At 40.7% G+C, this 26232-nt stretch carries 36 protein-coding genes; all 36 read left to right on the top strand.

Annotated elements, in window-relative coordinates; genetic code table 11:
* The first annotated feature begins 2 nt into the window (after positions 1 to 2).
* The 36 genes from rplK (at position 3) to rpsM (ending at position 26225) form a co-directional block, all read left to right on the top strand.
* Entirely contained in the window at positions 3 to 446 is a 444-nt protein-coding gene (gene rplK / locus ALPR1_RS18745; protein ID WP_008203047.1) for a 50S ribosomal protein L11, read from the top strand.
* A gap of 10 nt (positions 447 to 456) precedes the next feature.
* Positions 457 to 1155: a 50S ribosomal protein L1 gene (gene rplA / locus ALPR1_RS18740; RefSeq protein WP_008203045.1), complete on the top strand. Its 699-nt coding sequence runs from the start codon at positions 457 to 459 to the stop codon at positions 1153 to 1155.
* A gap of 2 nt (positions 1156 to 1157) precedes the next feature.
* Positions 1158 to 1700, top strand: coding sequence for a 50S ribosomal protein L10 (gene rplJ / locus ALPR1_RS18735; RefSeq protein ID WP_008203043.1), 543 nt, complete (start codon positions 1158 to 1160; stop codon positions 1698 to 1700).
* A 46-nt stretch (positions 1701 to 1746) separates the two neighbouring features.
* Positions 1747 to 2130: a 50S ribosomal protein L7/L12 gene (gene rplL, locus ALPR1_RS18730; RefSeq protein ID WP_008203042.1), complete on the top strand. Its 384-nt coding sequence runs from the start codon at positions 1747 to 1749 to the stop codon at positions 2128 to 2130.
* A 156-nt stretch (positions 2131 to 2286) separates the two neighbouring features.
* Positions 2287 to 6162 carry a DNA-directed RNA polymerase subunit beta gene (gene rpoB / locus ALPR1_RS18725; protein ID WP_040303015.1) on the top strand — a complete coding sequence of 1292 codons (3876 nt, stop codon included), beginning with the start codon at positions 2287 to 2289 and terminating at the stop codon, positions 6160 to 6162.
* A 50-nt stretch (positions 6163 to 6212) separates the two neighbouring features.
* On the top strand, positions 6213 to 10526 hold the full coding sequence (gene rpoC / locus ALPR1_RS18720; protein WP_008203040.1) for a DNA-directed RNA polymerase subunit beta': 4314 nt from the start codon (positions 6213 to 6215) through the stop codon (positions 10524 to 10526).
* Positions 10527 to 10589: 63 nt separating this feature from the next.
* Positions 10590 to 10910, top strand: a complete 321-nt coding sequence (locus ALPR1_RS18715; protein WP_008203039.1) for a DUF3467 domain-containing protein — start codon at positions 10590 to 10592, stop codon at positions 10908 to 10910.
* A gap of 98 nt (positions 10911 to 11008) precedes the next feature.
* Positions 11009 to 11392, top strand: coding sequence for a 30S ribosomal protein S12 (gene rpsL / locus ALPR1_RS18710; protein WP_008203038.1), 384 nt, complete (start codon positions 11009 to 11011; stop codon positions 11390 to 11392).
* 22 nt (positions 11393 to 11414) lie between these two features.
* Positions 11415 to 11882 carry a 30S ribosomal protein S7 gene (rpsG, locus tag ALPR1_RS18705; RefSeq protein WP_008203037.1) on the top strand — a complete coding sequence of 156 codons (468 nt, stop codon included), beginning with the start codon at positions 11415 to 11417 and terminating at the stop codon, positions 11880 to 11882.
* Between the two features lie 5 nt (positions 11883 to 11887).
* A complete protein-coding gene (gene fusA / locus ALPR1_RS18700; protein WP_008203036.1) occupies positions 11888 to 14008 on the top strand; it encodes an elongation factor G in 2121 nt (706 codons plus the stop codon).
* 11 nt (positions 14009 to 14019) lie between these two features.
* Positions 14020 to 14325 carry a 30S ribosomal protein S10 gene (gene rpsJ, locus ALPR1_RS18695; RefSeq protein ID WP_008203035.1) on the top strand — a complete coding sequence of 102 codons (306 nt, stop codon included), beginning with the start codon at positions 14020 to 14022 and terminating at the stop codon, positions 14323 to 14325.
* A 237-nt stretch (positions 14326 to 14562) separates the two neighbouring features.
* A complete protein-coding gene (rplC, locus tag ALPR1_RS18690) occupies positions 14563 to 15195 on the top strand; it encodes a 50S ribosomal protein L3 (protein ID WP_008203033.1) in 633 nt (210 codons plus the stop codon).
* Between the two features lie 4 nt (positions 15196 to 15199).
* Positions 15200 to 15829: a 50S ribosomal protein L4 gene (rplD, locus tag ALPR1_RS18685; RefSeq protein ID WP_008203032.1), complete on the top strand. Its 630-nt coding sequence runs from the start codon at positions 15200 to 15202 to the stop codon at positions 15827 to 15829.
* Positions 15830 to 15833: 4 nt separating this feature from the next.
* Entirely contained in the window at positions 15834 to 16121 is a 288-nt protein-coding gene (gene rplW, locus ALPR1_RS18680; RefSeq protein ID WP_008203030.1) for a 50S ribosomal protein L23, read from the top strand.
* 13 nt (positions 16122 to 16134) lie between these two features.
* Positions 16135 to 16959: a 50S ribosomal protein L2 gene (gene rplB, locus ALPR1_RS18675; RefSeq protein WP_008203029.1), complete on the top strand. Its 825-nt coding sequence runs from the start codon at positions 16135 to 16137 to the stop codon at positions 16957 to 16959.
* Between the two features lie 2 nt (positions 16960 to 16961).
* On the top strand, positions 16962 to 17240 hold the full coding sequence (rpsS, locus tag ALPR1_RS18670) for a 30S ribosomal protein S19 (RefSeq protein ID WP_008203028.1): 279 nt from the start codon (positions 16962 to 16964) through the stop codon (positions 17238 to 17240).
* Positions 17241 to 17242: 2 nt separating this feature from the next.
* A complete protein-coding gene (gene rplV, locus ALPR1_RS18665; RefSeq protein WP_008203026.1) occupies positions 17243 to 17635 on the top strand; it encodes a 50S ribosomal protein L22 in 393 nt (130 codons plus the stop codon).
* A gap of 9 nt (positions 17636 to 17644) precedes the next feature.
* Positions 17645 to 18376 carry a 30S ribosomal protein S3 gene (gene rpsC / locus ALPR1_RS18660; RefSeq protein ID WP_008203024.1) on the top strand — a complete coding sequence of 244 codons (732 nt, stop codon included), beginning with the start codon at positions 17645 to 17647 and terminating at the stop codon, positions 18374 to 18376.
* A gap of 24 nt (positions 18377 to 18400) precedes the next feature.
* A complete protein-coding gene (gene rplP / locus ALPR1_RS18655) occupies positions 18401 to 18820 on the top strand; it encodes a 50S ribosomal protein L16 (RefSeq protein WP_008203023.1) in 420 nt (139 codons plus the stop codon).
* Between the two features lie 8 nt (positions 18821 to 18828).
* Positions 18829 to 19011: a 50S ribosomal protein L29 gene (gene rpmC, locus ALPR1_RS18650; RefSeq protein WP_008203020.1), complete on the top strand. Its 183-nt coding sequence runs from the start codon at positions 18829 to 18831 to the stop codon at positions 19009 to 19011.
* A 19-nt stretch (positions 19012 to 19030) separates the two neighbouring features.
* Complete coding sequence (rpsQ, locus tag ALPR1_RS18645; protein ID WP_008203019.1) at positions 19031 to 19294, top strand: 30S ribosomal protein S17; 264 nt, start codon at positions 19031 to 19033, stop codon at positions 19292 to 19294.
* A gap of 2 nt (positions 19295 to 19296) precedes the next feature.
* The gene (gene rplN / locus ALPR1_RS18640) at positions 19297 to 19665 is read left to right on the top strand and encodes a 50S ribosomal protein L14 (protein WP_008203017.1); all 369 of its coding nucleotides are present in this window, start codon (positions 19297 to 19299) and stop codon (positions 19663 to 19665) included.
* Between the two features lie 2 nt (positions 19666 to 19667).
* On the top strand, positions 19668 to 20012 hold the full coding sequence (gene rplX, locus ALPR1_RS18635; RefSeq protein WP_008203016.1) for a 50S ribosomal protein L24: 345 nt from the start codon (positions 19668 to 19670) through the stop codon (positions 20010 to 20012).
* Entirely contained in the window at positions 20005 to 20565 is a 561-nt protein-coding gene (rplE, locus tag ALPR1_RS18630; RefSeq protein WP_008203014.1) for a 50S ribosomal protein L5, read from the top strand. Before rplX ends, rplE begins: the two co-directional genes overlap by 8 nt.
* Before the next feature lie 2 nt (positions 20566 to 20567).
* The gene (gene rpsN / locus ALPR1_RS18625) at positions 20568 to 20837 is read left to right on the top strand and encodes a 30S ribosomal protein S14 (protein ID WP_008203013.1); all 270 of its coding nucleotides are present in this window, start codon (positions 20568 to 20570) and stop codon (positions 20835 to 20837) included.
* A gap of 82 nt (positions 20838 to 20919) precedes the next feature.
* Positions 20920 to 21315 carry a 30S ribosomal protein S8 gene (rpsH, locus tag ALPR1_RS18620; protein ID WP_008203011.1) on the top strand — a complete coding sequence of 132 codons (396 nt, stop codon included), beginning with the start codon at positions 20920 to 20922 and terminating at the stop codon, positions 21313 to 21315.
* 9 nt (positions 21316 to 21324) lie between these two features.
* Positions 21325 to 21882 (top strand): 50S ribosomal protein L6, encoded by a 558-nt coding sequence (gene rplF / locus ALPR1_RS18615; protein WP_008203010.1) that lies wholly within the window; start codon positions 21325 to 21327, stop codon positions 21880 to 21882.
* 6 nt (positions 21883 to 21888) lie between these two features.
* Positions 21889 to 22239 (top strand): 50S ribosomal protein L18, encoded by a 351-nt coding sequence (rplR, locus tag ALPR1_RS18610; RefSeq protein ID WP_008203009.1) that lies wholly within the window; start codon positions 21889 to 21891, stop codon positions 22237 to 22239.
* Positions 22240 to 22245: 6 nt separating this feature from the next.
* The gene (gene rpsE / locus ALPR1_RS18605) at positions 22246 to 22764 is read left to right on the top strand and encodes a 30S ribosomal protein S5 (RefSeq protein ID WP_008203008.1); all 519 of its coding nucleotides are present in this window, start codon (positions 22246 to 22248) and stop codon (positions 22762 to 22764) included.
* Positions 22765 to 22769: 5 nt separating this feature from the next.
* A complete protein-coding gene (rpmD, locus tag ALPR1_RS18600) occupies positions 22770 to 22949 on the top strand; it encodes a 50S ribosomal protein L30 (RefSeq protein WP_008203006.1) in 180 nt (59 codons plus the stop codon).
* 2 nt (positions 22950 to 22951) lie between these two features.
* On the top strand, positions 22952 to 23398 hold the full coding sequence (rplO, locus tag ALPR1_RS18595; protein ID WP_008203004.1) for a 50S ribosomal protein L15: 447 nt from the start codon (positions 22952 to 22954) through the stop codon (positions 23396 to 23398).
* Positions 23399 to 23402: 4 nt separating this feature from the next.
* Positions 23403 to 24725 (top strand): preprotein translocase subunit SecY, encoded by a 1323-nt coding sequence (gene secY, locus ALPR1_RS18590; protein ID WP_008203002.1) that lies wholly within the window; start codon positions 23403 to 23405, stop codon positions 24723 to 24725.
* A gap of 1 nt (position 24726) precedes the next feature.
* The gene (map, locus tag ALPR1_RS18585; protein ID WP_008203000.1) at positions 24727 to 25500 is read left to right on the top strand and encodes a type I methionyl aminopeptidase; all 774 of its coding nucleotides are present in this window, start codon (positions 24727 to 24729) and stop codon (positions 25498 to 25500) included.
* A gap of 1 nt (position 25501) precedes the next feature.
* A complete protein-coding gene (gene infA, locus ALPR1_RS18580; RefSeq protein WP_008202999.1) occupies positions 25502 to 25720 on the top strand; it encodes a translation initiation factor IF-1 in 219 nt (72 codons plus the stop codon).
* 6 nt (positions 25721 to 25726) lie between these two features.
* Positions 25727 to 25843, top strand: coding sequence for a 50S ribosomal protein L36 (gene rpmJ / locus ALPR1_RS20600; RefSeq protein WP_008202998.1), 117 nt, complete (start codon positions 25727 to 25729; stop codon positions 25841 to 25843).
* 4 nt (positions 25844 to 25847) lie between these two features.
* Positions 25848 to 26225 carry a 30S ribosomal protein S13 gene (gene rpsM, locus ALPR1_RS18575; RefSeq protein ID WP_008202997.1) on the top strand — a complete coding sequence of 126 codons (378 nt, stop codon included), beginning with the start codon at positions 25848 to 25850 and terminating at the stop codon, positions 26223 to 26225.
* The last annotated feature ends 7 nt before the right edge of the window (positions 26226 to 26232 follow it).

Here is a 26232-nt window from a genome sequence, read left to right as displayed (position 1 = left end):
CAATGGCTAAGGAAATCACTGGTTATTTAAAACTACAAGTGAAAGGTGGCCAGGCTAACCCGTCGCCTCCAGTAGGTCCAGCTCTTGGTTCCAAGGGTCTGAACATAATGGAGTTCTGTAAGCAATACAACGCACGTACCCAAGACAGAATGGGTCAAGTGCTACCTGTAGTGGTTACAATCTACTCTGACAAGTCTTTTGACTTTGTTGTAAAAACTCCTCCAGCATCTAACATGCTATTGGAAGCAGCTAAAGTAAAAAGCGGTTCTGCAGAACCTAACCGTAAGAAGGTTGGATCTGTATCCTGGGATCAGGTAAGAGAGATAGCAGAGGTTAAAATGCCTGACCTAAATGCTTTCAAAGTAGAATCAGCTATGAAAATGGTAGCTGGTACAGCTAGAAGCATGGGTATCACAGTATCTGGAAAAGCCCCTTGGGAAGAATAAATAAAAAACAATGGCTAAGTTAACAAAAAAGCAAAAAGAAGCTCTTTCTAAGTACGACGCAAGCCAAGTGTACTCCCTTGAGGCAGCTTCTTCTATCGTAAAGGAAATCACAACAACTAAGTTTGACTCTTCAGTAGATTTAGACATCCGTTTGGGTGTTGATCCACGAAAAGCAGATCAAATGGTAAGAGGCGTTGTGGCACTTCCTCACGGAACGGGTAAAGATATCAAAGTATTGGTTCTTTGTTCTCCGGATAAAGTAGAGGAAGCTACAGAAGCGGGTGCAGACTATGTGGGCTTGGATGACTACATCGCTAAAATCGAAGGCGGATGGACTGACATAGATGTCATCATCACTATGCCTAACGTAATGGCGAAGGTAGGTAGACTAGGTAGAGTATTAGGACCAAGAGGTCTTATGCCAAACCCTAAATCAGGAACAGTTACACTAGATGTAGCGAAGGCTGTAAAAGAGGTTAAAGCAGGTAAGATTGATTTCAAGGTTGATAAGTTTGGAATTATTCATGCAGCAGTTGGTAAAGCATCATTTTCCGCAGAGCAAATCGAGGAAAATGCTAAGGAGCTTATCCAAACCATCTCTAAATTGAAGCCTAGCTCTTCTAAAGGAACATACTTTAAGAGTATACATTTATCAAGCACAATGTCTCCTGGTATCGCAGTGGACAAGGGTAGCATTCAAGGTATATAATTATGACTAGAGACGAAAAGAAAGTAATAATCGACGGTCTTACCGAGAAGTTTAGAGAAAACCCTTTCTTCTATATTACAAATGCGGCAGGATTCTCTGTTGCAGAAGTAAATGCATTCAGAAGAACTTGTTTTGAAAAAGGTGTAGAATACAGAGTGTATAAAAACACCTTGATCAAAAAAGCATTGGAGAATCTTGACGGAGACTTCAGTACGCTTTCTGATGAAGCATTAAAAGGATTCTCTGGAATTATTTTCTCCAAAGAGACTAGTAATCTACCAGCGAAAGTTTTGCTGGATTTCAGAAAAAAATTAGGTAAAAAAGAGACAAGACCTGGATTCAAAGGGGCTTCCATCGAGGCGGATATTTTCGTTGGCGAGGAGAACTTGGAGATGTTGTCTAAACTCAAATCAAAGCCAGAGCTTTTGGGAGACCTTATCGGTTTGCTACAATCTCCAGCGATGAACCTTATTTCTGCATTGCAGAGTGGCCAAAGCAACATCTCAGGTGTGCTTAAGGCTCTTGAAAGCAGAGATGAACAATAATACTATATTCTAAAAAAAACACGAAAAAATTTAAATTAATAATACGATGGCAGATCTTACACAACTTGCAGACCAGTTGGTTAACTTGACTGTAAAAGAAGTTAAAGAATTGACAGATATCCTTAAGGATCAGTACGGAATTGAGCCAGCTGCTGCTGCAGTAGCGGTTGCAGGTCCTGCTGCTGGTGGTGCTGACGGTGGCGCTGCAGAAGAAGAGAAAACTTCATTCGACGTTATCTTGAAAGCTGCTGGTGCATCTAAGTTAGCAGTTGTTAAATTGGTAAAAGAATTGACAGGTCTTGGCTTGAAAGATGCTAAAGAATTGGTTGATTCTGCTCCTAAGGCCTTGAAAGAAGGCATCGCAAAAGACGAAGCTGAAGGCTTGAAGAAGTCTTTGGAAGAAGCTGGTGCTGAAGTAGAGATCAAGTAATTTGCTAAGCCAGCACCATTAGGTTATGGTTTAGCCCATAAGACCTGACTAAAATAGTCAGGTCTTTTCCTGTTTATGCACAGGTATAAAATTGCATTATTTTAAGCGAAAATTGTCGTATTTCGTTATTTAATTTCACTATAAACATATACTACCTTGGCTATCAAGAATCAAACCGAAAGGAAAAGTTTCTCCTCCATTAAGGTGGTCAAAGACTATCCGGATTTTCTAGATATTCAACTCCAGTCTTTCAAAGACTTTTTTCAGTTGGATACTCCTGCAGAAAAACGCCGGGCAGATGGGTTATTTAAAGTATTTGCCGAAAACTTCCCAATCAGTGATTCCAGAGAGAATTTTACTTTGGAGTTTATTGATTATGCAGTAGATCCTCCTAAGTATAGTGTAGGGGAATGTATTGACAGAGGTTTGACATATTCTGTCCCTTTAAAGGCAAAACTAAGACTCCTTTGCCATGATGAGGATAATGAAGATTTCGAAACCATTGAACAAGAAGTATTCTTGGGCAACCTTCCGTACATGACGGAGAAGGGTTCCTTTGTAATCAATGGCGCAGAAAGAGTGATCGTTTCTCAACTTCACAGGTCTCCTGGAGTATTCTTTGCGCAAAGCAAGCATACCAACGGAACTAAGCTTTATTCTGCTAGAATTATTCCTTTCAAAGGTTCATGGATCGAATTTGCAACTGACATTAACAATGTCATGTATGCTTATATCGACCGTAAGAAAAAATTCCCGGTAACGACATTGCTTCGTGCTATTGGGTATGGTTCTGATAAAGATATCTTGGACTTATTCGGATTATCTGAAGAAGTTTCTGCTACTAAGACTGCTTTGAAGAAAGTAGCTGGAAGAAAATTGGCAGCAAGAGTTCTAAGAACATGGGTAGAAGATTTCGTAGATGAAGATACTGGTGAAGTAGTATCCATCGACAGAAATGAGGTATTGCTAGAACGCGATTCCGTACTTACAGAAGAAGATATTGAAATGATTTTGGACTCTGGCTCTAAGAGCATCATTCTCCATAGAGAAGATGTGAATATTGCCGATTTCTCAATCGTCTATAATACATTACAAAAAGATAACTCTAACTCTGAAAAAGAGGCAGTAGAAGTTATCTATCGTCAGTTGAGAAATACTGAGGCACCTGATGAGGCTACGGCTAGAGAGGTGATCCACAGTTTATTCTTCTCTGACAAGCGTTACGATCTTGGTGAAGTAGGTCGTTATAGAATCAACAAAAAGCTAGGCTTGGAAATCGAAGCCGAAAAAATTGTATTGACCAAGCAGGATATTATCTCCATCGTGAAATATCTGATTGGGTTGATCAACTCTAAGGCTGTTGTCGATGATATTGACCACTTAAGTAACAGGAGAGTAAGAACAGTAGGAGAGCAGCTTTATAGCCAGTTCGGAGTAGGTCTTGCTAGAATGGCAAGAACAATCCGTGAGAGAATGAATGTTCGTGATAATGAGGATTTCAAACCGGTTGATTTGATCAACGCGCGTACGCTATCTTCAGTGATCAACTCATTCTTTGGTACCAACCAGCTTTCTCAGTTCATGGATCAAACGAACCCATTGGCGGAGTTGACTCACAAGAGAAGACTTTCGGCTTTAGGTCCAGGTGGTTTATCCAGAGAAAGAGCAGGTTTCGAGGTACGAGATGTTCACTATACACACTATGGTAGACTTTGTACTATTGAAACTCCTGAAGGACCAAACATTGGTTTGATTTCTTCTCTTTGTGTTCACGCTAAAGTGAACTCTATGGGATTCCTTGAGACTCCGTATAGAAAAGTGAAGGATGGAAAAGTTGCCATGGATAAAGGTGACATTGTATTCTTGACCGCTGAGGAAGAGGATGACAATAACATTGCCCAGGCAAATGCTCCATTGGATCCAAAAGGTAATTTCGTAAATGAGAAAGTAAAAGCTCGTTTCGAAGGTGACTTCCCTGTATTAGAGCCATCTGAAATTAACTTCATGGATGTGGCGCCTAATCAAATTGTTTCTGTTGCAGCTTCATTGATTCCATTCTTGGAGCATGATGATGCCAACCGTGCTTTGATGGGATCCAACATGCAGCGTCAAGCAGTTCCATTGTTGAAAGCAGAGTCTCCAATCGTAGGTACTGGACTTGAAGCAAAGGCAGCTGTAGACTCTAGATCACTGATCATTGCCGAGGCAAATGGTGTAGTTGATTATGTAGACGCTAAGAAAATCACCATTAAGTATGACCTAACCGATGATGAGTTATTGGTCAACTTTACGGATGAATATAAATCATATGATCTGATTAAATTCAGAAGAACTAACCAGGACACGACGATCAACTTGACTCCTTTAGTATTACAAGGACAAAAAGTGGTTAAAGGCCAAGTGTTAGTAGAAGGTTACTCTACCAATGAAGGTGAGCTTGCTCTAGGTAAAAACTTGAAAGTGGCTTACATGCCATGGCAAGGGTATAACTTTGAGGATGCCATCGTAATTTCTGAAAGGGTTGTTCGTGAAGACGTCTTCACTTCCATCCACGTTGAGGAATTCCAACTTGAAGTTAGAGATACCAAAAGAGGAGAAGAGGAATTAACTTCTGAGATCCCTAACGTATCCGAAGAAGCTGTGAAGCATTTGGATGAAAATGGTGTAATCAGAGTAGGTGCAGAAGTAAAAGAAGGAGATATCATTATTGGTAAAATCACACCTAAGGGTGAGACTGATCCAACTCCAGAAGAGAAACTTCTACGTGCCATCTTCGGTGATAAAGCAGGTGATGTAAAAGATGCTTCCTTGAAAGCTTCTCCATCATTGAATGGTGTTGTTATCGAGACAAAATTATTCTCTAGACCTAAGAAGGATAAGGATGTAAGAGCGAAAGCGAAAGCAGAGGTTGAAAAACTGAAAGCAAAATACTCCAAAGATCTTCTAGGCATCAGAGCGAGAATGATCAACAAATTGGTAACGATATTGGATGGTAAAACATCTCTAGGAGTGAAGCACAAATTTGGTGATGAGATCATCAGCAAAGGAGTGAAATTCAATGCCAATAACATTGAGAACAACTTGTTCCCTGCTAAGAACCCTTATAGAGACGAGAGTAACTATAATGTTCCTGAGGAAGCAAACTTGATTTCCGATATCATTTTGGATGATTGGACAGATGATGCCCACATCAACGATTTGATCGTGAAATTGGTTAAGAATTATACAAATTCCAGAAACGAGATTTCAGGATTATTCAAGAGAGATAGATTTACATTAGAAGTTGGAGATGAACTACCTGCAGGTATTGTTCAGCTTGCTAAAGTTTATGTTGCTAAGAAACGTAAGCTTAAAGTAGGTGATAAGATGGCAGGTCGTCACGGAAACAAAGGTATTGTCGCTCGTATCGTAAGAGATGAGGATATGCCATTCCTAGAGGACGGAACTCCAATGGACATCGTATTGAACCCACTAGGGGTACCTTCTCGAATGAACATCGGACAGATATTCGAAACCGTACTTGCTTGGGCAGGTCAGGTATTGGGTAAGAAGTACGCTACTCCAATTTTCGATGGAGCTTCTATGGAAGAAGTTGCTACTGAATTGGAACTTGCAGGAGTTCCTGCTTATGGACGTACTTATCTATACGATGGTCTTTCAGGGTCCAAGTTTGATCAGCCGGTAACAGTAGGTATTGCTTACATGTTGAAGCTGGGTCACTTGGTAGATGATAAGATGCACGCCCGTTCTATCGGACCATACTCTTTAATTACACAACAGCCATTGGGTGGTAAAGCTCAGTTTGGTGGTCAGCGTTTTGGAGAGATGGAAGTTTGGGCACTTGAAGCATTCGGTGCATCACACGTACTTCAGGAAATCCTGACAGTGAAGTCTGATGACGTAATCGGTAGAGCTAAAGCTTACGAAGCGATAGTGAAAGGTGAAAACCTTCCTAAACCTAATATTCCAGAATCATTCAATGTATTGGTTCATGAATTAAGAGGTTTAGCTCTTGAAATTACCCTGGATTAATTTAGCTCATTAGGGCTCGCAAGAGCCCTTTACATATCTTTCAAAAAACTATGGCGTTCAGAAAAAATAAAAAACTTAACATCGATTTTTCCAGAGTCACCATCAGTTTGGCTTCCCCAGAATCTATTCTGGATAGTTCAAACGGTGAAGTGACCCAGCCAGAGACGATCAATTATAGAACTTACAAGCCTGAAATGGGTGGTTTGTTCTGTGAGAGAATCTTTGGTCCGGTAAAAGACTGGGAATGTCATTGTGGCAAGTACAAGCGCATCAGGTATAAAGGTATCATCTGTGATCGCTGCGGTGTAGAGGTTACAGAGAAAAAAGTGAGAAGAGAGAGAATGGGGCACATCGAGCTGGTAGTACCAGTTGCTCACATTTGGTATTTCAAATCTCTTCCTAATAAAATCGGTTATCTTCTTGGTCTTCCGACTAAAAAGCTTGACCAAATCGTTTACTACGAGCGTTACGCGGTAGTACAGCCAGGTATTAAAGCCGAGGATGGAATTCAATACTTAGACTTCTTAACGGAAGATGAGTACTTGGATATTATGGATAAACTCCCTAAGGAGAACCACATGCTCGACGATGATGATCCAAATAAATTCATCGCTAAGATGGGTGCTGAAGGTATTGAAATGCTTTTGGCAAGATTGGATCTTGATGATTTGTCTTATGCACTTCGTCACCAGGCAGCGACAGATACTTCTCAGCAAAGAAAAGCTGAGGCACTTAAGAGATTGAAAGTAGTAGAAGCATTCCGTGATGCTAGAACCAGAATTGAAAACCGCCCAGAATGGATGGTTGTTCGTATGGTTCCAGTGATTCCACCGGAATTGCGTCCTTTGGTTCCTTTGGACGGAGGTCGTTTCGCAACTTCGGATCTTAATGACCTGTACAGAAGAGTAATTATTAGAAATAACCGATTGAAGCGATTGATAGATATCAAAGCTCCTGAGGTGATTTTGAGAAACGAGAAGAGAATGCTTCAGGAAGCTGTGGATTCTTTATTCGATAACTCAAGAAAAGTAAATGCGGTAAGATCTGATGGAAACCGTGCCTTGAAATCCCTTTCTGATATGTTGAAAGGTAAGCAAGGTCGATTCCGTCAAAACCTACTTGGTAAGCGTGTGGATTACTCTGGTCGTTCTGTGATCGTAGTAGGTCCTGAGTTGAAGCTTCACGAGTGTGGTCTACCTAAAAATATGGCGGCTGAGCTTTTCAAACCTTTTATCATCAGAAAACTGATCGAAAGAGGTATTGTGAAGACTGTTAAGTCTGCTAAGAAAATTGTGGATCGTAAAGATCCAGTGGTTTGGGATATCTTGGAAAACGTTTTGAAAGGGCACCCTGTGCTACTTAACCGTGCTCCTACACTTCACAGATTAGGTATTCAAGCATTCCAGCCAAAATTAATTGAAGGAAAAGCAATCCAGCTTCACCCATTGGTATGTACTGCATTCAACGCCGATTTTGACGGTGACCAGATGGCGGTTCACGTACCTCTTGGACATGAAGCAATTTTGGAAGCTTCTACTTTGATGCTTTCTGCTCATAACATCCTTAACCCTGCCAACGGAGCTCCGATCACGGTACCTTCTCAGGATATGGTTTTGGGTCTGTATTATGTTACTAAAGGAAAGAAATCTACTCCTGAGGAAATTGTACCTGGAGAAGGAATGACTTTCTATAGCACTGAAGAAGTGGTTATCGCTTTGAATGAAGGTGTTATTTCACAGCATGCGAATATCAAGTGTAAAGTGAAAGTAAGAGAAGCAGATGGTCAAATCGTTGAGAAAATCATCGAAACTGTTGCAGGTAGATTGATCTTCAATCAGTTTGTTCCAGAGGAAGTTGGTTTCGTAAACGAATTGTTGACTAAGAAAAAGCTTCAGCAGATTATCGCTAAGGTTGTCAAGGTTTGTGGTATTGCACGAACTGCGAAATTCTTGGATGATATTAAGCACTTAGGATTCCAGATGGCCTACCGTGGTGGACTATCTATGGGATTAAATGATGTGATTATTCCTGAGCAAAAAGAGCCAATGATTGCAAAAGCTCAGGAAGAAGTAGACCAGGTATGGAATAACTACCTAATGGGTCTAATCACTGACAATGAAAGATATAATCAGGTAATTGATATCTGGACTCGTACCAACTCTCATTTGACGAATAATCTTATGAAGCAGATGGAAGAGGATAAGCAAGGATTTAATGCGATCTACATGATGATGCACTCTGGAGCCCGTGGTTCTCGTGAGCAGATTCGTCAGTTGGGTGGTATGAGAGGTTTGATGGCCAAGCCGCAGAAAAACCTTCAAGGTTCTGTAGGTGAAATCATTGAAAACCCAATCCTTTCTAACTTTAAAGAAGGTCTAGATGTATTGGAATACTTTATCTCTACACACGGTGCACGTAAAGGTCTTGCGGATACAGCATTGAAAACTGCCGATGCGGGTTATTTGACTCGTCGTTTGGTAGATGTTGCCCAGGATATGATCGTCACTGAGGAAGATTGTGGAACCTTGAGAGGTTTGAATGTCCTTCCATTGAAAGACAACGATGAAATCGTGGAGCCACTTTCTGAAAGAATACTAGGTAGAGTTTCTGTACATGATGTATATGATCCTTTAACTGATGAGTTGATCGTACCAGCAGGAATCGAAATTACCGATGAGATTGCAGCACGTGTTGATGAATCGGCTATTGAGGAAGTAGAGATCAGATCCGTATTGACTTGTGAAACCCGTAGAGGAGTTTGCTCTAAGTGTTACGGAAGAAACTTGGCTACAGGACATATGGTACAAGCTGGTGAGTCTGTGGGTGTTATTGCTGCACAGTCTATCGGTGAGCCAGGTACACAGTTGACATTGAGAACATTCCACGTGGGTGGTACTGCATCTAACATGGCCGTTGAAGCCAGCATCACTGCTAAGTTTGAGGGTGTTGTTGAGTTTGACGAAGAGTTGAGAATGCTTGAGACGACCAACAAGGATGGAGAAGCTGTGACAGTTGTGATGGGTAGATCTGGAGAGATCAAAATCAACGACCCTAAAACTGGTAAAACACTAGTTTCTAACCACGTTCCTTATGGTGCTTTATTGGCAGTGAAGGATGGTCAGAAAATTGAGAAAAACGGTGCACTTTGTAAGTGGGATCCATATAACGCGGTTATCCTTTCTGAATTCGACGGTTCTATTGACTTCGAATCTATTGTAGAAGGAGTCACTTATAAGGAGGTTGCCGATGATCAAACTGGTTTCCGTGAGAAAGTAATTATTGACACGAAAGATAGAACCAAGAACCCAGCGATTGTTGTAAACTATGGCGATGAGTCTAAGTCTTATAACATCCCAGTGGGTGCTCACTTGGCTGTTGAAATTGGTGAAAAAGTAAAAGCTGGTCAGGTGTTGGTGAAAATCCCAAGGTCTGTAGGTAAAACAAGAGATATTACCGGTGGTCTTCCAAGAGTAACGGAATTGTTCGAGGCACGTAACCCATCTAATCCAGCTGTGGTTTCTGAAATCGATGGTGTAGTAACTTACGGTGGTATCAAGAGAGGTAACAGAGAGATTATCATCGAATCTAAAGATGGTGTGATCAAGAAATACATGGTTTCTCTTTCTAAGCACATCCTTGTGCAGGAAAATGACTTCATCCGTGCGGGTGAGCCATTGTCTGATGGAGCAATTACTCCAAATGATATCCTGTCTATCAAAGGACCAACTGCTGTTCAAGAATATTTGGTAAATGAAATCCAGGAAGTATATAGACTTCAAGGTGTAAAAATCAATGATAAGCACATCGAGGTAATTGTTAGCCAGATGATGCAGAAGGTTGAAATCCTTGATGCTGGTGATACTGGATTCCTTCAAAACCAAGTGGTTGATAAGTGGGCGTTTAGAGAGGAGAATGATATTATCCTTGATAAGAAAGTGGTGATGGATGCAGGGGATTCCTCTACTCTAAAACCAGGAATGATCATCACAGCTAGAAGGCTGAGAGATGAGAATTCGAGCTTGAAGCGTAAAGATTTGAAACTAGTACAAGTTAGAGATGCTGAAACTGCGGTTTCTAAGCCAACTCTACAAGGTATTACTGCAGCCTCTTTGGGTACAGAAAGTTTCTTGTCTGCAGCTTCCTTCCAGGAGACAACGAAGGTGCTTTCAGAAGCAGCGATCCGAGGTAAGCGTGACGAATTGTTAGGCTTGAAGGAAAACGTTTTGGTAGGTCACTTGATTCCAGCAGGAACAGGACAAAGAAGAATCCAAAACCTTATCGTAGGATCTCAGGAAGAGTACGATCAGCTTTCAGATAACATGGAACGATCTAGCTCTAAGAAATCAAGCGAAGCTATTCTTTAATCGAATAGAGAATTAAATAACTAAAGGCCTGTATTCGTACAGGCCTTTTTTAATCATAATAAAATGCAAGACGAAAAAGGAAACAAGCCAGATCAGCAGATCAATGTAGAATTGTCGGAGGAAGTAGCAGAAGGTACTTACGCCAATTTGGCGATGATAGCTCACTCCAATTCTGAATTTGTGATTGATTTTATCCGATTGATGCCTGGAGTACCGAAGGCAAAAGTTAAATCGAGAATCATCGTAACTCCAGAACATGCAAGGAGACTTTTGAGTGCTTTGAAAGACAATATTGAAAAATACGAAGCAGCTTTTGGGAAAATTGATCAGGCAAATGAAGCCCCACAATTTCCGATAAGTTTCGGAACCCCGGGAGAAGCCTAATAAAAATATAACTGCTTAATTTTGTTCATCTTATTACTTTGTTTACCTTTGCAGTCCAAAATTTAACAGTTTACAGGAAAACTAAATTTTATCAGTTAATGCCTACTATTCAACAGTTAGTACGAAAAGGTAGAACCACACTGGAATCCAAATCAAAGTCTAGAGCATTGGACGCATGTCCTCAGCGTAGAGGGGTTTGTACCAGAGTGTACACTACGACACCTAAGAAACCTAACTCTGCAATGAGAAAGGTAGCTAGGGTTAGATTGACAAATGGAAAAGAAGTGAATGCTTACATTCCAGGAGAGGGTCACAATTTGCAAGAGCACTCGATCGTATTGATCAGAGGTGGTCGTGTAAAAGACTTGCCAGGTGTAAGATATCACATCATCCGTGGTGCACTAGATACAGCAGGAGTAAAAGACCGTAAACAAGGTCGCTCTAAGTATGGTGCTAAAAAGCCGAAAGCGGCAAAGAAATAATACTTTATAACATTTAGAAAAAATGAGAAAAGCGAAACCAAAGAAGAGATATATTCTTCCTGATCCAAAGTTCAATGACACCTTGGTTACCAAGTTTGTGAACTGTTTGATGGTTGACGGGAAGAAGAGTATTGCTTACAGAATTTTCTACGATGCGGTAGAAAAAGTTGAAGAAAAAGTAGGTGAGAATGGTCTTGAAGTTTGGAAAAAAGCGCTTAACAATATTGCTCCATCCGTAGAGGTGAAGAGTCGTAGAGTTGGTGGTGCTACTTTCCAGGTTCCAATGGAAGTTAGACCTGAACGAAAGATGTCCCTTGGTATCAAGTGGATGATCACCTATGCTCGTAGAAGAGGTGAGAAGACCATGATGGATAGACTTGCTGGTGAAATCATCGCAGGTGCCAAAGGTGAAGGTGCTGCTGTGAAGAAGAAAGATGATACGCACAGAATGGCAGAAGCCAACAAAGCATTCTCACACTTTAGATTTTAATTAGGATGGCAAGAGACTTAAAATATACCAGAAACATCGGTATTGCTGCTCACATCGATGCTGGTAAAACAACAACAACTGAGCGAATTCTTTTTTATTCTGGAGTTTCCCATAAAATTGGTGAGGTACATGATGGTGCTGCTACCATGGACTGGATGGCGCAGGAGCAGGAGAGAGGTATTACTATTACTTCTGCTGCTACTACGGTATTCTGGAACTACAGAGATCAAAAATATCAAATTAACATCATCGATACTCCGGGACACGTGGACTTTACCGTTGAGGTAAACCGTTCTCTAAGGGTATTAGATGGTTTAGTTTTCCTATTCAGTGCTGTGGATGGTGTTGAACCACAGTCTGAGACTAACTGGCGATTAGCTGATAATTATAAAGTAGCTCGTATCGGATTCGTTAACAAAATGGACCGTGCTGGAGCTAACTTCCTTGAGGTTTGTAAGCAGGTGAAGGAAATGCTTGGTAGCTATGCGGTACCATTGCAACTTCCTATCGGAGCTGAAGACAGATTCCGTGGGGTTGTTGATCTGATCAATAACAGAGCAATCGTATGGAATGAGGAAGATTTCGGAATGACTTTCTCTGAGGTTCCAATTCCTGAAGATATGGAAGAGGAAGTAGCTCAGTGGAGAGAGCATTTACTTGAAGCAGTAGCTGACTATGATGAGTCATTGATGGAGAAATTCTTTGATGATCCAGATTCAATTACTGAAGAAGAAATTCTTTCAGCTTTAAGAAAAGCAACCATTGACATGAAAATTGTTCCTATGGTTTGTGGATCTTCTTTCAAAAACAAAGGTGTTCAGACCATGCTTGACTTGGTGATGGAATTACTTCCTTCTCCATTGGATAAGGATGATATCATTGCCCACGAGTTGGAAGATGAAGATGCTGAAGTAAGAATCTCTCCAAATGAGGACGAGCCATTTGCTGGTCTTGCATTTAAAATCGCAACTGACCCATTTGTTGGTAGATTGTGTTTCGTAAGAGCATATTCTGGAGTTCTAAACTCTGGTTCTTATGTATACAATAGCCGATCTGGAAATAAGGAGCGTATTTCACGTGTTTTCCAAATGCACGCCAATAAGCAGAATCAAATCGAAGCTTTAAGAGCTGGTGATATCGGTGCTGTGGTTGGTTTCAAAGATATTAAGACAGGAGATACACTTTGTGCTGAAAATCGCAAGGTAGTTCTTGAGTCCATGATCTTCCCTGAGCCTGTAATTGGTTATGCTATTGAGCCTAAAACTCAAGCAGATGTTGATAAGCTAGGAATGGCGATCGCTAAACTAGTAGAAGAAGATCCTACACTACAAGTTAACACTGATCACGAAACTGGTCAGACTATCTTGAGAGGTATGGGTGAGCTTCACTTAGATATCATCATCGACCGTTTGAAAAGAGAGTTCAAAGTAGAGATCACTCAAGGTGCTCCTCAGGTTGCATATAAAGAAGCATTATTTGGTTCTGTTGAACACAAAGAAGTTTATAAGAAGCAAACTGGTGGTAAAGGTAAATTTGCAGATATCGTATTCGAAATCGGACCGAAAGATGCAGATGAAGAGACTGGTGAAGTGAAGCCAGGACTTGATTTTGTCAACGGTATTGTAGGTGGTGTGATTCCAAAAGAATTTATTCCATCTATCCAGAAGGGATTTGCTGAGGCAATGAAAAATGGTCCATTGGCAGGATACCCAATCGAAGCGATGAAAGTAAGATTGTTCCACGGTTCCTTCCACGATGTCGATTCTGATGCATTATCATTTGAATTGGCAGCTAGACTTGGTTTCAAAGAAGCGGCTAAGAAGTGTAAGCCACAATTACTTGAGCCAATCATGTCTGTAGATGTAGTTGCACCTGACGAGTATACAGGACCAATTACTGGAGACTTGAACAGAAGAAGAGGTTTGATGAAAGGAATGGATACTAAAGGTACTTCCTCCGTAATCAAAGCGTCTGTACCATTATCAGAGTTGTTCGGTTATATTACTGACCTTAGAACTATTTCATCTGGTAGAGCAACAGCTTCATTGACATTCTCTCATTACGAGGCTGTACCAAATAACATAGCGGAAGGCGTAATTGCTGAAGTAAAAGGTCAGAAAGACTAATCAATATTGCGATGAATCAGAAAATCAGAATAAAACTAAAATCATACGATCACAGCCTGGTGGATAAGTCATCAGAGAAAATCGTAAAGGCCGTAAAAGCCACTGGTGCAGTAGTAGTGGGACCAATCCCATTGCCTACTAAGAAGGAGAAATTCACAGTATTGAAATCTCCACACGTAAGTAAAAAAGCAAGAGATCAATACCAACTTTGTACATACAAAAGATTGGTTGATATCTACTCCAACAGCTCAAAGACTGTGGATGCCTTGATGAAAATCGAGCTTCCTAGCGGAGTTGATGTAGAAATCAAAGTTTGATCTGCTATACTATATTTAAATAAAAAGACCTGCACTTTCGGTGCAGGTCTTTTTCTATCTCCACATTTTCATATTTCAAGAGTGCTTTCATCCATTTGAAGATTTTAAAATCTTGCTAAATGTTTGAAAATATACGAGTTGGCATTTGTTACGGAATTTTATTTCAGTAACTTTGCAGTCCTTTAAAAGGGCTCTCGCGCATAAGCGCTTGTGAATTATCAAATTATCTTATTATAGATGTCTGGTATTATAGGTAAAAAAGTAGGAATGACTAGCATTTTTAGTGCCGATGGACGTAATGTCGCATGCACGCTAATAGAAGCTGGTCCTTGCGTAGTGACGCAAGTAAAAAACGTTGAAACAGACGGGTACAACGCAGTGCAATTGGCATATGGCGAGCGTAAAGAGAAAAATACGCCCAAGCCATTGATCGGTCACTTTAAAAAGGCCGGTACTACGCCAAAGCAGAAAGTTGTTGAGTTCAGAGAATTCCGGGTCGAGTTTGAAGGCCAGGTAGATCTAGGGGCTACTGTGAAGTCTTCTGAAGTATTTGTCGAAGGTGACTTCGTCGATGCGATCGGAACTTCAAAAGGTAAAGGTTTCCAAGGTGTGGTAAAGCGTCATGGATTTGCAGGTGTGGGTGGTTCCACTCACGGTCAGCATAACAGACAAAGACACCCAGGTTCCATTGGTGCTTGTTCTTGGCCATCAAGAGTATTCAAAGGAATGCGTATGGCGGGGAGAACTGGCGGTGACAGAGTGAAGGTGATCAACCTAAAAGTGTTGAAGATCTATCCTGAGCAAAACCTGCTGTTGGTTTCTGGTTCAGTGCCAGGTCCTAAAAATTCTTTCGTAATTCTAGAGAAATAAGTCCATGGAATTAGCAGTAATTAATCATAAAGGAGAAGATACTGGAAGAAAGGTAAGCCTTTCTGAAGAAATCTTCGGAATCGAACCAAATGATCACGCGATCTATTTGGATGTTAAGCAGTACTTGGCGAATCAAAGACAAGGTACTCATAAGTCAAAAGAAAGAAACGAAATAGCTGGATCGACTAAGAAGATCAAAAAGCAAAAAGGTACTGGTAGTGCCCGAGCTGGATCTATCAAGTCTCCAATTTTCAGAGGTGGTGGTCGTGTATTCGGTCCAAGCCCAAGAAACTATTCTTTCAAGTTGAATAAAAAGTTGAAGCAGTTGGCTAGAAAGTCTGCACTTTCTTACAAAGTGAAAGATAATAGCCTATCGGTATTGGAAAACCTTTCTTTTGAGGCTCCAAAAACCAAAAGCTACTTGGCTTTATTGAACGGGTTGTCATTAGCTGACAAAAAGACATTAGTAGTGATCCCTGAGGAGAACAAGAATGTTTACTTGTCTAGCAGAAACCTACCAAAGTCAAAAGTAGTGACTGTAAATGATGTAAATACTTACCAAGTTCTTAATGCTGATCACTTAGTGATTTGTGAAGGTTCTGTAAGTATGTTGGAAACCATTTTAGCGAAATAAGACAATGGATATTCTAAAGCAGCCTTTAATTACTGAGAAGGTTTCTGCCATGAACGAAAAAGGAGTTTATGGATTTATCGTGGAGAAAACTGCGAAAAAACCAGAAATCAAACAAGCAGTAGAGAAGACATACGGTGTAGATGTGGTTTCAGTTAGAACCATGAGATATGCAGCAAAGCATAAGACTCGATACACCAAAACCAAAGTGGTGTCAGGTTTCACAAACGCTTTCAAGAAAGCAATTGTAGAAGTAGCTGACGGACAGGTAATTGATTTTTACGGAGAAATTTAATTGAATCAATATCATGGCAATTAAAAAATTGAAGCCTGTTACTCCAGGGACAAGATTCAGAGTGGCTCCTGCTTTTGACGAGATTACAAAGTCAAAACCAGAAAAGTCTCTTCTTGCTCCTTTGAAGAAATCAGGCGGAAGAAATAATGAAGGCAAAATGACCGCTCGATATATCGGTGGTGGTCATAAGAGAAGACTAAGAATAGTAGACTTCAAAAGAACAAAGTTTGGTGTACCGGCAACCGTTAAGGCTATCGAATACGATCCAAACAGAACGGCACGTCTTGCCCTACTTTACTACGCAGACGGAGCTAAAGCCTACATTATCGCCCCGGAAGGTTTGGAAGTGGGTCAAACAGTGATTTCCGGTGAGCAAGTTGCTCCAGAATTAGGTAACGCTATGCCATTGGCAAACATTCCATTGGGTACCATTGTACACAATGTTGAATTGAAGCCAGGTAAAGGTGGAGTAATGGCCAGAAGTGCTGGAGGATATGCACAGATCGTAGCCCGTGAGGGAAAATACGTGACAGTGAAACTTCCTTCAGGTGAAATGAGACTTGTACTAGGAGTTTGTATGGCTACTGTTGGAACTGTTTCCAATGGAGATCACATGAACGTAGTATTAGGAAAAGCTGGTCGTAAAAGATGGTTAGGTGTAAGACCTCGTACAAGAGGTGTTGCGATGAACCCAGTGGATCACCCAATGGGTGGTGGTGAAGGTCGTTCTTCCGGTGGTCACCCTAGATCTAGAAAAGGTCTATTGGCTAAAGGTAAGAAGACTAGATCTTCCAAAAAGTATTCAAACAAGTTCATCATTACCAAAAGATCTAAATAATTATGGCACGTTCATTAAAAAAAGGTCCTTATATCGAGCATCACTTACTGAAGAAAGTAGATGTGATGAACGAATCCGGAAAGAAATCTGTCATCAAGACTTGGTCAAGAAGATCTATGATTTCTCCAGATTTTGTAGGACATACATTCGCTGTGCATAACGGTAACAAATTTATCCCTGTGTTTGTAACAGACAATATGGTCGGTCATAAATTGGGTGAGTTTGCTCCAACCAGAAATTTCAGAGGCCACATTGCCAAAAAAGATAAAGGAAAGAGATAATCATGGAAGCTATCGCAAGATTAAATAACGTTCCTACTTCTCCGCGTAAGATGCGCCTTGTGGCTGACCTTGTCAGAGGCAAGAGAGTAGGGAATGCACTTAGCATTTTAAAGTATACTCCGAATCACGGAGCTCTAAGATTAGAGAAATTACTGCTTTCTGCTGTTGCCAACTGGCAGGCTAAAAATCCTGACGCTAAACTTGAAGAGGCGGATCTTTATATCAAAACCATCATGGTTGACGAAGGAAGATCTCTTAAAAGATTGAGACCAGCACCTCAGGGTAGAGGCCACAGAATCCGTAAAAGATCAAATCATGTAACTCTAGTAGTGGATACATTCCTTACTGAAGAAGTTACCGCTGATGAAGTAGAAGTTAACGAAAAGGCAAATTAAGAACAGACTATGGGACAAAAGATCAACCCAATAGGATTTAGACTTGGTGTAGTCAAAGGCTGGGATTCCAACTGGTATGGTGGGAAAGACTTCGCTGAAAAACTATACGAAGATCAAAAAATCCGTAAGTACGTCCTTGCCAGAATTCCTAAAGGTGGGATTGCTAAGGTGATCATTGAGCGTACGCTTAAGAGAATCACTCTTACCATTCATACTGCCAGACCGGGTGTTGTAATTGGTAAAGGTGGAGCCGAAGTAGACAAGCTGAAAGAAGAACTTAAGAAACTAACCAGCAAAGATATTCAGATTAATATCTTTGAGATCAAGCGACCTGAATTGGACGCCAAGTTGGTAGGTGAATCTATCGCTCAGCAGCTACAAGCTAGAATTTCTTTCAGAAGAGCAATGAAACAAGCCATTGCTGCATCCATGAGAGTGGGAGCGGAAGGAATTAAAATCAAACTTTCTGGACGTCTGGGTGGAGCCGAAATGGCAAGATCCGAAATGTACAAAGAAGGAAGAATTCCTCTTCATACTATGAGAGCTGACATTGATTACGCACTTTCTGAAGCACGCACTGTGTACGGAATTATCGGAATCAAAGTATGGATCTTCAAAGGAGAAGTGTACGGTAAAAGAGACCTTTCGCCGAATCAAGGAGCTGGAAACGATACCAAAGGTGGTCGTCATTCAGGTCCTAAGAGAAACGACGGTCCAAGACGTAGAAAAAGAAATAACTAATTTTCACCGACTAAGTGAGAACTCATGTTACAGCCAAAAAGAACTAAATATAGGAAAATGCAAAAGGGCCGTGTCAAAGGCATCGCGCAAAGAGGGCATACGCTTTCTTTCGGAAACTTTGGCATCAAGTCCCTGGAAGCAGGATGGATCACCTCTCGCCAAATCGAGGCAGCTCGTATTGCAATGACGAGAGCGATGAAAAGAGAAGGACAGGTTTGGATTAGAATTTTCCCAGACAAACCTATCACTAAGAAGCCAGCTGAGGTTCGTATGGGTAAAGGTAAAGGTGCACCAGAATACTGGGTAGCTGTTATCAAGCCAGGAACGATCCTTTTTGAAGCAACAGGTGTGAGCAAGGAATTAGCTCAAGAGGCGCTAAGATTAGCGCAGCAGAAGCTTCCAGTAAGCACTAAGTTTGTAGTACGTAGAGATTACGTAGAATAGGAAGAACTATGAAAAATACTGAGATCCAATCACTTTCATCAAGTGAAATCGCTGAGCGAATTATCGCTGAAAAGGAGAATCTGACCAAACTTAAGTTTGCTCACACGATTTCTCCTATAGAGAATCCAAATAGAATCCGCGAGACCAAGCGTCTGATCGCAAGATTGAAGACTGCATTGGCTGCCAAATAACTAGCTAACAGAAAAGAAAATGGCTACGATTGAGAGAAATCTTCGTAAAGAAAGAATTGGTAAAGTGGTAAGTAACAAAATGGAGAAATCCGTTACCGTTGCAGTTGAGCGTCGCATGAAGCATGCCATGTACGGTAAATTTGTTGCCAAAACAACCAAATTTATGGCTCATGACGAGAAAAACGAGTGTAACCCAGGTGACCTCGTGAAAATCAGTGAAACTCGTCCGCTGAGTAAGAACAAACGTTGGAGAGTAGTTGAAATTATCGAAAGGGCTAAATAATCATGATACAACAAGAATCCAGACTAAGCGTGGCGGACAACTCCGGTGCTAAAGAAGTATTGGTGATCCGTGTATTGGGAGGAACCAAGAAGCGTTATGCTTCTATTGGTGACAAAGTAGTCGTGACTGTAAAGTCAGCCCTATCTTCCAGCAACATGAAAAAAGGTACCGTTTCCAGAGCGGTAATCGTGCGTACCAGAAAAGAAGTGAGAAGAAAAGACGGTTCTTATATCCGATTTGAGGACAACGCTGCTGTATTGTTAAACAACAACGATGAGCCAAGAGGCACTCGTATCTTCGGCCCTGTTGCCAGAGAGTTGAGAGAGAAGCAGTTTATGAAAATCGTTTCTTTAGCCCCTGAAGTATTGTAATCATGGAGAGAAAATTCAATAAGCAGCCTAAGCTGCATATCAAAACTGGTGATACTGTCAAGGTAATCTCTGGTGATGACAAAGGCAAAACAGGCAAAGTGCTTTCAGTAGATATAGCTAAAAGAAGAGCTTTCGTAGAAGGAATCAATATGATTACCAAGCACGTTAAGCCTACTGCAGCTAAACCACAAGGTGGAATCGAAAAGAAAGAAGCTGCTTTGCACATCAGTAACTTGATGCTTGTAGATCCTAAGACTGGTGAAGCCACCAGAATTGGTCGCAAGGCAGGTGAAAATGGAAAACTAGTGAGATACTCTAAGAAAACTGGGGAGGTGATCAATGGCTAATCCAAGAATCAAACAAAAATACGTAGACGATATCGTTCCTGCGTTGAAGGAGAAGTTCCAATATTCTTCTGTAATGCAAGTGCCAAAACTTTCTAAGATTGTTCTTAACAAAGGAATCGGTGCTGCTGTAGCAGATAAGAAATTGGTAGATCAAGGAGTAGAAGAACTATCTTTGATCACTGGTCAGAGAGCAGTATCTACTAAAGCTAAGACTTCTGTATCTAACTTTAAGCTAAGAGAAGGCATGCCTATCGGAGCTAAAGTTACTTTGAGAGGTCAGAAAATGTATGAATTCCTAGACAGATTGATGACTGTAGCACTACCTCGTGTACGTGACTTCAAAGGAATCTCTGACAAAGGATTTGACGGAAGAGGTAACTACACTTTAGGTGTAGAGGAGCAAATTATCTTCCCTGAGATCAGCATCGAAAAGGTGAACAGAATCTCTGGTATGGATATTACCTTCGTAACTTCCGCTAATACAGATGAGGAAAGCTTCGCGTTATTGAAGGCTTTCGGAATGCCGTTCGTTAACAAAAATAAAGAAGAATAGTCATGGCAAAAGAGTCCATCAAAGCTCGTGAGAGAAAAAGAGAACGTCTGGTAGCCAAGTATGCTAAGAAAAGAGCTGAGCTAAAAGCGGCTGGCGATTACGAAGCACTTGACAAATTGCCAAAGAACGCTTCACCAGTAAGACTTCATAATAGATGTAAGCTAACTGGTCGTCCAAAAGGCTACATGAGAAAATTCGGTATCAACAGGGTAACCTTCAGGGAAATGGCCTCTTCAGGCAAAATTCCTGGAGTGACTAAGTCCAGCTGGTAAAAAAACGACAGTAGTTTTTATTCTAAAAATCAATTCGTAACTTTGCACGCCCAAATAGGGTGAGCTAGACTTATAAAATATCATGACTGATCCAATAGCTGATTATCTGACTAGGTTGAGAAACGCGATTAAAGCGTCTCACCGAATCGTAGAGATACCTGCTTCTAATATTAAGAAGGAGATTACTAAAGTTTTGTTTGACAAAGGATATATCCAGAATTATAAATTCGAGGAGAATGGTCCACAGGGAACTATCAAGATTGCCTTGAAGTATAACCCTTCTACTAAGCAAAACGCAATTGTAAACCTAAAGAGAGTAAGTACACCAGGTTTGAGAAAGTATGTAAAGCATGATTCTCTTCCACGTGTTATCAACGGCTTAGGTATCGCCGTAATTTCTACCTCTAAAGGTGTAATGACAGACAAAGAAGCCCGCGTCGAAGGCGTTGGAGGCGAAGTACTTTGCTACGTATATTAATTTACTATCATGTCTAGAATAGGTAAAAAACCAATAAATCTACCTGGCGGTGTTACTGTAGACGTGTCAGCTCACGGGCTGGTCACTGTTAAAGGTCCAAAAGGTACGCTCACTCAGGATGTGAATCCTGATATTGAGGTAAAAGTGGAAGACAATGATGTAGTTGTTTCCAGACCTACGGATTCCAAAAGACACAAGTCTATGCACGGACTTTACAGATCTTTGATCAACAATATGGTGATCGGAGTATCTGAAGGGTACAAAAAAGAACTTGAGCTTGTGGGTGTAGGTTATAAGGCTGCAAATCAAGGTCAAGTGTTAGAACTTTCTCTTGGTTATTCTCACAATATCTTCTTCGCTTTGCCAGCAGATGTGGCTGTGAAGACAGAAACTCCTAAAGGTAAAAACCCGATCATTACTTTGGAGTCTATTGATAAAGAATTGATCGGACAAGTAGCTGCCAAAATCAAAGGTCTTCGTAAGGTTGAACCTTACAAAGGTAAAGGTGTACGCTTCGTGGGTGAACAAATTAGACGTAAGGCTGGTAAAACTGCCGGTAAAAAATAATAGGTTATGGCATTTAACAAGAATTCCAGAAGACTTAGAATCAAGCAGGGTATCAGAAAAAAGATTTCTGGTACGGATTCCAGACCACGTTTGTCAGTATTCAAAAGTAATACTGGTATGTATGCTCAACTTGTGGATGACCTTAAAGGTCAGACATTGGCATATGCTTCTTCCAAAGAATTGGGAGCTAAGAAAAACACAAACGTTTCAATAGCTGCAGAAGTAGGTAAAAAACTTGCTGAAAAAGCTGTCGCAAACGGTGTTAGCGAAGTAGTATTCGATAGAAACGGTTACTTGTACCATGGTAAAGTGAAAGCTTTAGCAGATGGTGCTAGAGAAGGAGGCCTTAAATTTTAATCAACTATGTCTCAAACTAGAAAAAAGCCTATCAGGGCTACAGATACAGAACTTAAGGAAAAAGTAGTTTCTATAAACCGTGTTGCCAAAGTGGTAAAAGGTGGTAGAAGATTCTCTTTTTCAGCAATTGTTGTTGTGGGTGATGGAGCTGGTGTAGTTGGTTACGGTTTGGGTAAAGCCAACGAAGTAACTGATGCTATCACCAAAGGCATCGAAGATGCTAAGAAAAACTTGGTAAAAGTACCAGTTTTGAAAGGTACCATCCCTCATGAGCAAATAGGTAAATATGGTGGTGGTTTTGTATTGATCAAGCCAGCTGCTGCAGGTACAGGTGTTATCGCCGGTGGTGCTATGCGTGCTGTTTTGGAAAGTGCCGGCGTTACTGACGTATTGGCAAAGTCCAAAGGATCATCTAACCCTCACAATGTGGTTAAAGCGACAATTGATGCTTTGACTCACTTAAGAGATGCGATTGCCGTTTCTCAGCAAAGAGGTGTGAAAATGTCTAAAGTCTTTAACGGATAATTATCATGGGAAAGATCAAAATCACACAAACTAGAAGCATTATCAAACGCCCTAAGGATCAAAAGGCTACAATAATTGCTTTAGGACTAGGAAAAATCAGCAAGTCTGTGGAATTGGAAAATACTCCATCAGTAGCTGGAATGGTTAATAAAGTTAGTCACCTTGTAAAAGTGGAGGAAGCTTAATTATGAAACTGCATACATTAAAACCAGCAGAAGGTTCTACCAAAAATCGTAAAAGAATCGGTCGTGGACAAGGTTCTGGACGAGGTGGAACTTCTACAAGAGGTCATAAAGGTGCTAAATCTAGATCTGGTTATAAAACTAAGCTTGGATTTGAAGGTGGTCAGATGCCACTTCAGAGAAGAGTTCCTAAATTTGGCTTCAAAAGCTTGAATAGAGTTGAGTTCAAACCAGTAAATTTGGATACCTTGCAAGCTCTTGCCGAGTCTTATAACTTAGAGGCTGTAAACTTGGACACTTTGGTGTCTCACGGAGTAGCTTCTAAGAATGATAAAATTAAAATCCTTGGTGGGGGTGAATTGAAAGCCAAATTGGACGTTACCGCACATCAATTCTCAGCTTCTGCTACAGAGGCAATCGAGAAGAACGGTGGGTCTGTAAACAAGATTTAATTAAATGAAAAAGTTTATTTCGACGGTTAAGAATATTTTCTCTATCGAAGATCTGAGAGTTAGGATCCTGAATACCATCGGGTTCCTAATTATCTTCAGATTAGGTTCTTACGTTGTTCTTCCAGGTGTTGACCCATCTTTGTTAGGTGAGGGAGCTGCTGAGGGCATCTTTGGATTGATAGATACATTCCTAGGTGGAGCATTTAGTAATGCTTCCATTTTTGGATTAGGCATCATGCCATATATTTCTGCTTCCATTGTGTTGCAGTTATTGACTGTCGGAGTACCATATTTTCAAAAAATGCAGAAGGAGGGTGAGTCTGGAAGAAAGAGAATCAACCAGATCACTAGAGTATTAACTATCCTTATTACCATCGCTCAAGGTATTGGCTACGTAAGTGCTACTATTTTACCAACAGGCGCTGTGATGATTGATACCACCCTTTTCATGTTTAGTTCATTGGTGTTACTTTCTGCCGGAACCATGTTTTGTATGTGGTTGGGTGAGAAGATCACTGAGAAGGGAATCGGTAACGGTATCTCTATGTTGATCATGATCGGTATCATCTCCAGATTTCCAGGGGCAATTATTGCTGAAGGATTGGAGAAAGGAACCTCCGGAATGTTGCTTTTGATTATTGAAGCAGTTGTATTGTTCTTTGTGGTTGTTGGAGTTATTGCTCTGACAGAAGCTACAAGAAGAATCCCTGTTCAGTATGCCAAACAAGTAGTAGGTGGCAAAGTATATGGTGGCCAGAGACAATATATTCCTATTAAAGTGAATGCCTCTGGAGTAATGCCTATTATCTTTGCACAATCATTGATGTTCTTGCCAGCCATGATCGCACAGATCTGGGCTCAGGAAAGTGATATAGCAAACTACATTGGTAGCACGTTCAGTGATTTTACTTCATGGCAGTATAATTTGCTGTTCGCAGTCTTAATTATCATTTTCACGTTCTTCTACACTGCTATTACAGTTAACCCTGAGCAGATAGCTGAAGACATGAAGAGAAATGGAGGATTCGTTCCTGGCATTAAACCTGGAGCCCCAACATCTGAATTTATTGATGGTATCATCTCTAAAATCACCTTGCCTGGGTCTATCCTTCTAGCATTAGTAGCGGTTATGCCGGCTTTTGCAATCATTGCAGGAGTGGGTGGAGAATTTGCTCAATTCTATGGAGGAACTTCACTATTGATTATGGTAGGAGTTATCTTGGATACCTTGAGACAAATTGAAAGTTACTTGTTAATGCGTCATTATGAAGGCATGATGAAAAGTGGTAATATGAAGAATAACCCTTCTAATTACCAAGTAGCTTAATATGATTCATTATAAGACTTCAGAAGAAGTTCAAATAATAAAAGAAAGTGCCGATATACTTGGTAGAGCCCACGGGGAAGTAGCGAAGTATGTCAAGGAAGGGGTAAAGACCTCTTTCTTAGATAAAATTGCTGAAGAGTTTATTAGGGATCATGACGGCGTTCCTTCCTTTAAAGGATACAACGGATTCCCTGCTTCACTCTGCATATCTGTGAACGAAGTAGTTGTTCATGGTTTTCCCAGCGAATATGAATTGAAAGATGGCGATATAATCTCAATAGATTGTGGAGTCTTTCACCAAGGTTTTCATAGCGATTCCGCTTATACATACCCCATTGGTGAGGTTTCCCCTTCTGTCATAGATTTACTTAAAGCCACTAAAGATTCACTTTATCTGGGAATTGAAAAGGCTGTTTTTGGGAATAGAATTGGAGATGTGGGTAACACCATTCAAAAATTTGTTGAAGCGAAAGGCTATACAGTTGTCCGCGAATTAGTAGGACACGGTTTAGGACGAAATCTTCACGAAGCTCCAGAAGTTCCTAATTACGGTAAAAAAGGTAGTGGCCCCCAGTTGAAATCTGGAATGGTGATTGCAATTGAGCCGATGGTAAATCTAGGTACACGAAATATTGTACAAGAGAGAGATGGCTGGACGATCCGCACTGCAGATCGGAAACCATCTGCCCATTATGAGCATACAGTGGCAATATTTGAAGATAAAACAGAGGTTTTGACGACCCATAAATACATAGAAGAGAATTTTAAATTCTAATATGGCTAAACAGACATCTATCGAACAAGACGGTACCATCATCGAAGCATTATCTAATGCGATGTTTAAAGTGGAACTAGAAAATGGACATCAGTTGATCGCGCATATATCAGGAAAGATGAGAATGAATTACATCAAGATTCTTCCTGGAGATCGTGTGAAGTTAGAGTTGTCACCCTATGATTTATCAAAAGGTAGAATTGTATATCGTTATAAATAAACTGATATGAAAGTAAAGGCATCTATTAAGAAAAGAAGTGTTGATTGTAAGCTAATCCGTAGAAAAGGAAAGCTTTATATCATCAACAAGAAGAATCCTAAGTTTAAACAAAGACAAGGTTAAGATTATGGCTAGAATTGCAGGTGTAGACATACCAGACAATAAGCGAGGCGAGATCGGGCTTACCTATATCTTCGGAATTGGAAGAAGCTCCGCCAAGGCGATCCTGAGCAAGGCCGGTATCTCCTTCGACAAAAAAGCAGGTGAGTGGGATGACGATGAGTCAACTGCTATCCGTAACATTATTGCCGAAGAATTCAGAACAGAAGGTGTTTTGAAATCAGAGATCCAATTGAACATTAAGCGACTAATGGACATTGGTTGCTATAGAGGTTTGAGACACAGAAAAGGACTTCCAGTTCGTGGTCAGCATACCAAGAACAACGCCAGAACAAGGAAGGGTAAGAGAAAGACAGTTGCTAACAAGAAAAAAGCAACTAAATAAAACCTGA

Source organism: Algoriphagus machipongonensis, from assembly GCF_000166275.1.
Lineage (GTDB): Bacteria > Bacteroidota > Bacteroidia > Cytophagales > Cyclobacteriaceae > Algoriphagus > Algoriphagus machipongonensis.
Note: the sequence above shows the minus strand (reverse complement) of the source record. Positions and strands in the feature narration are given on the sequence as shown.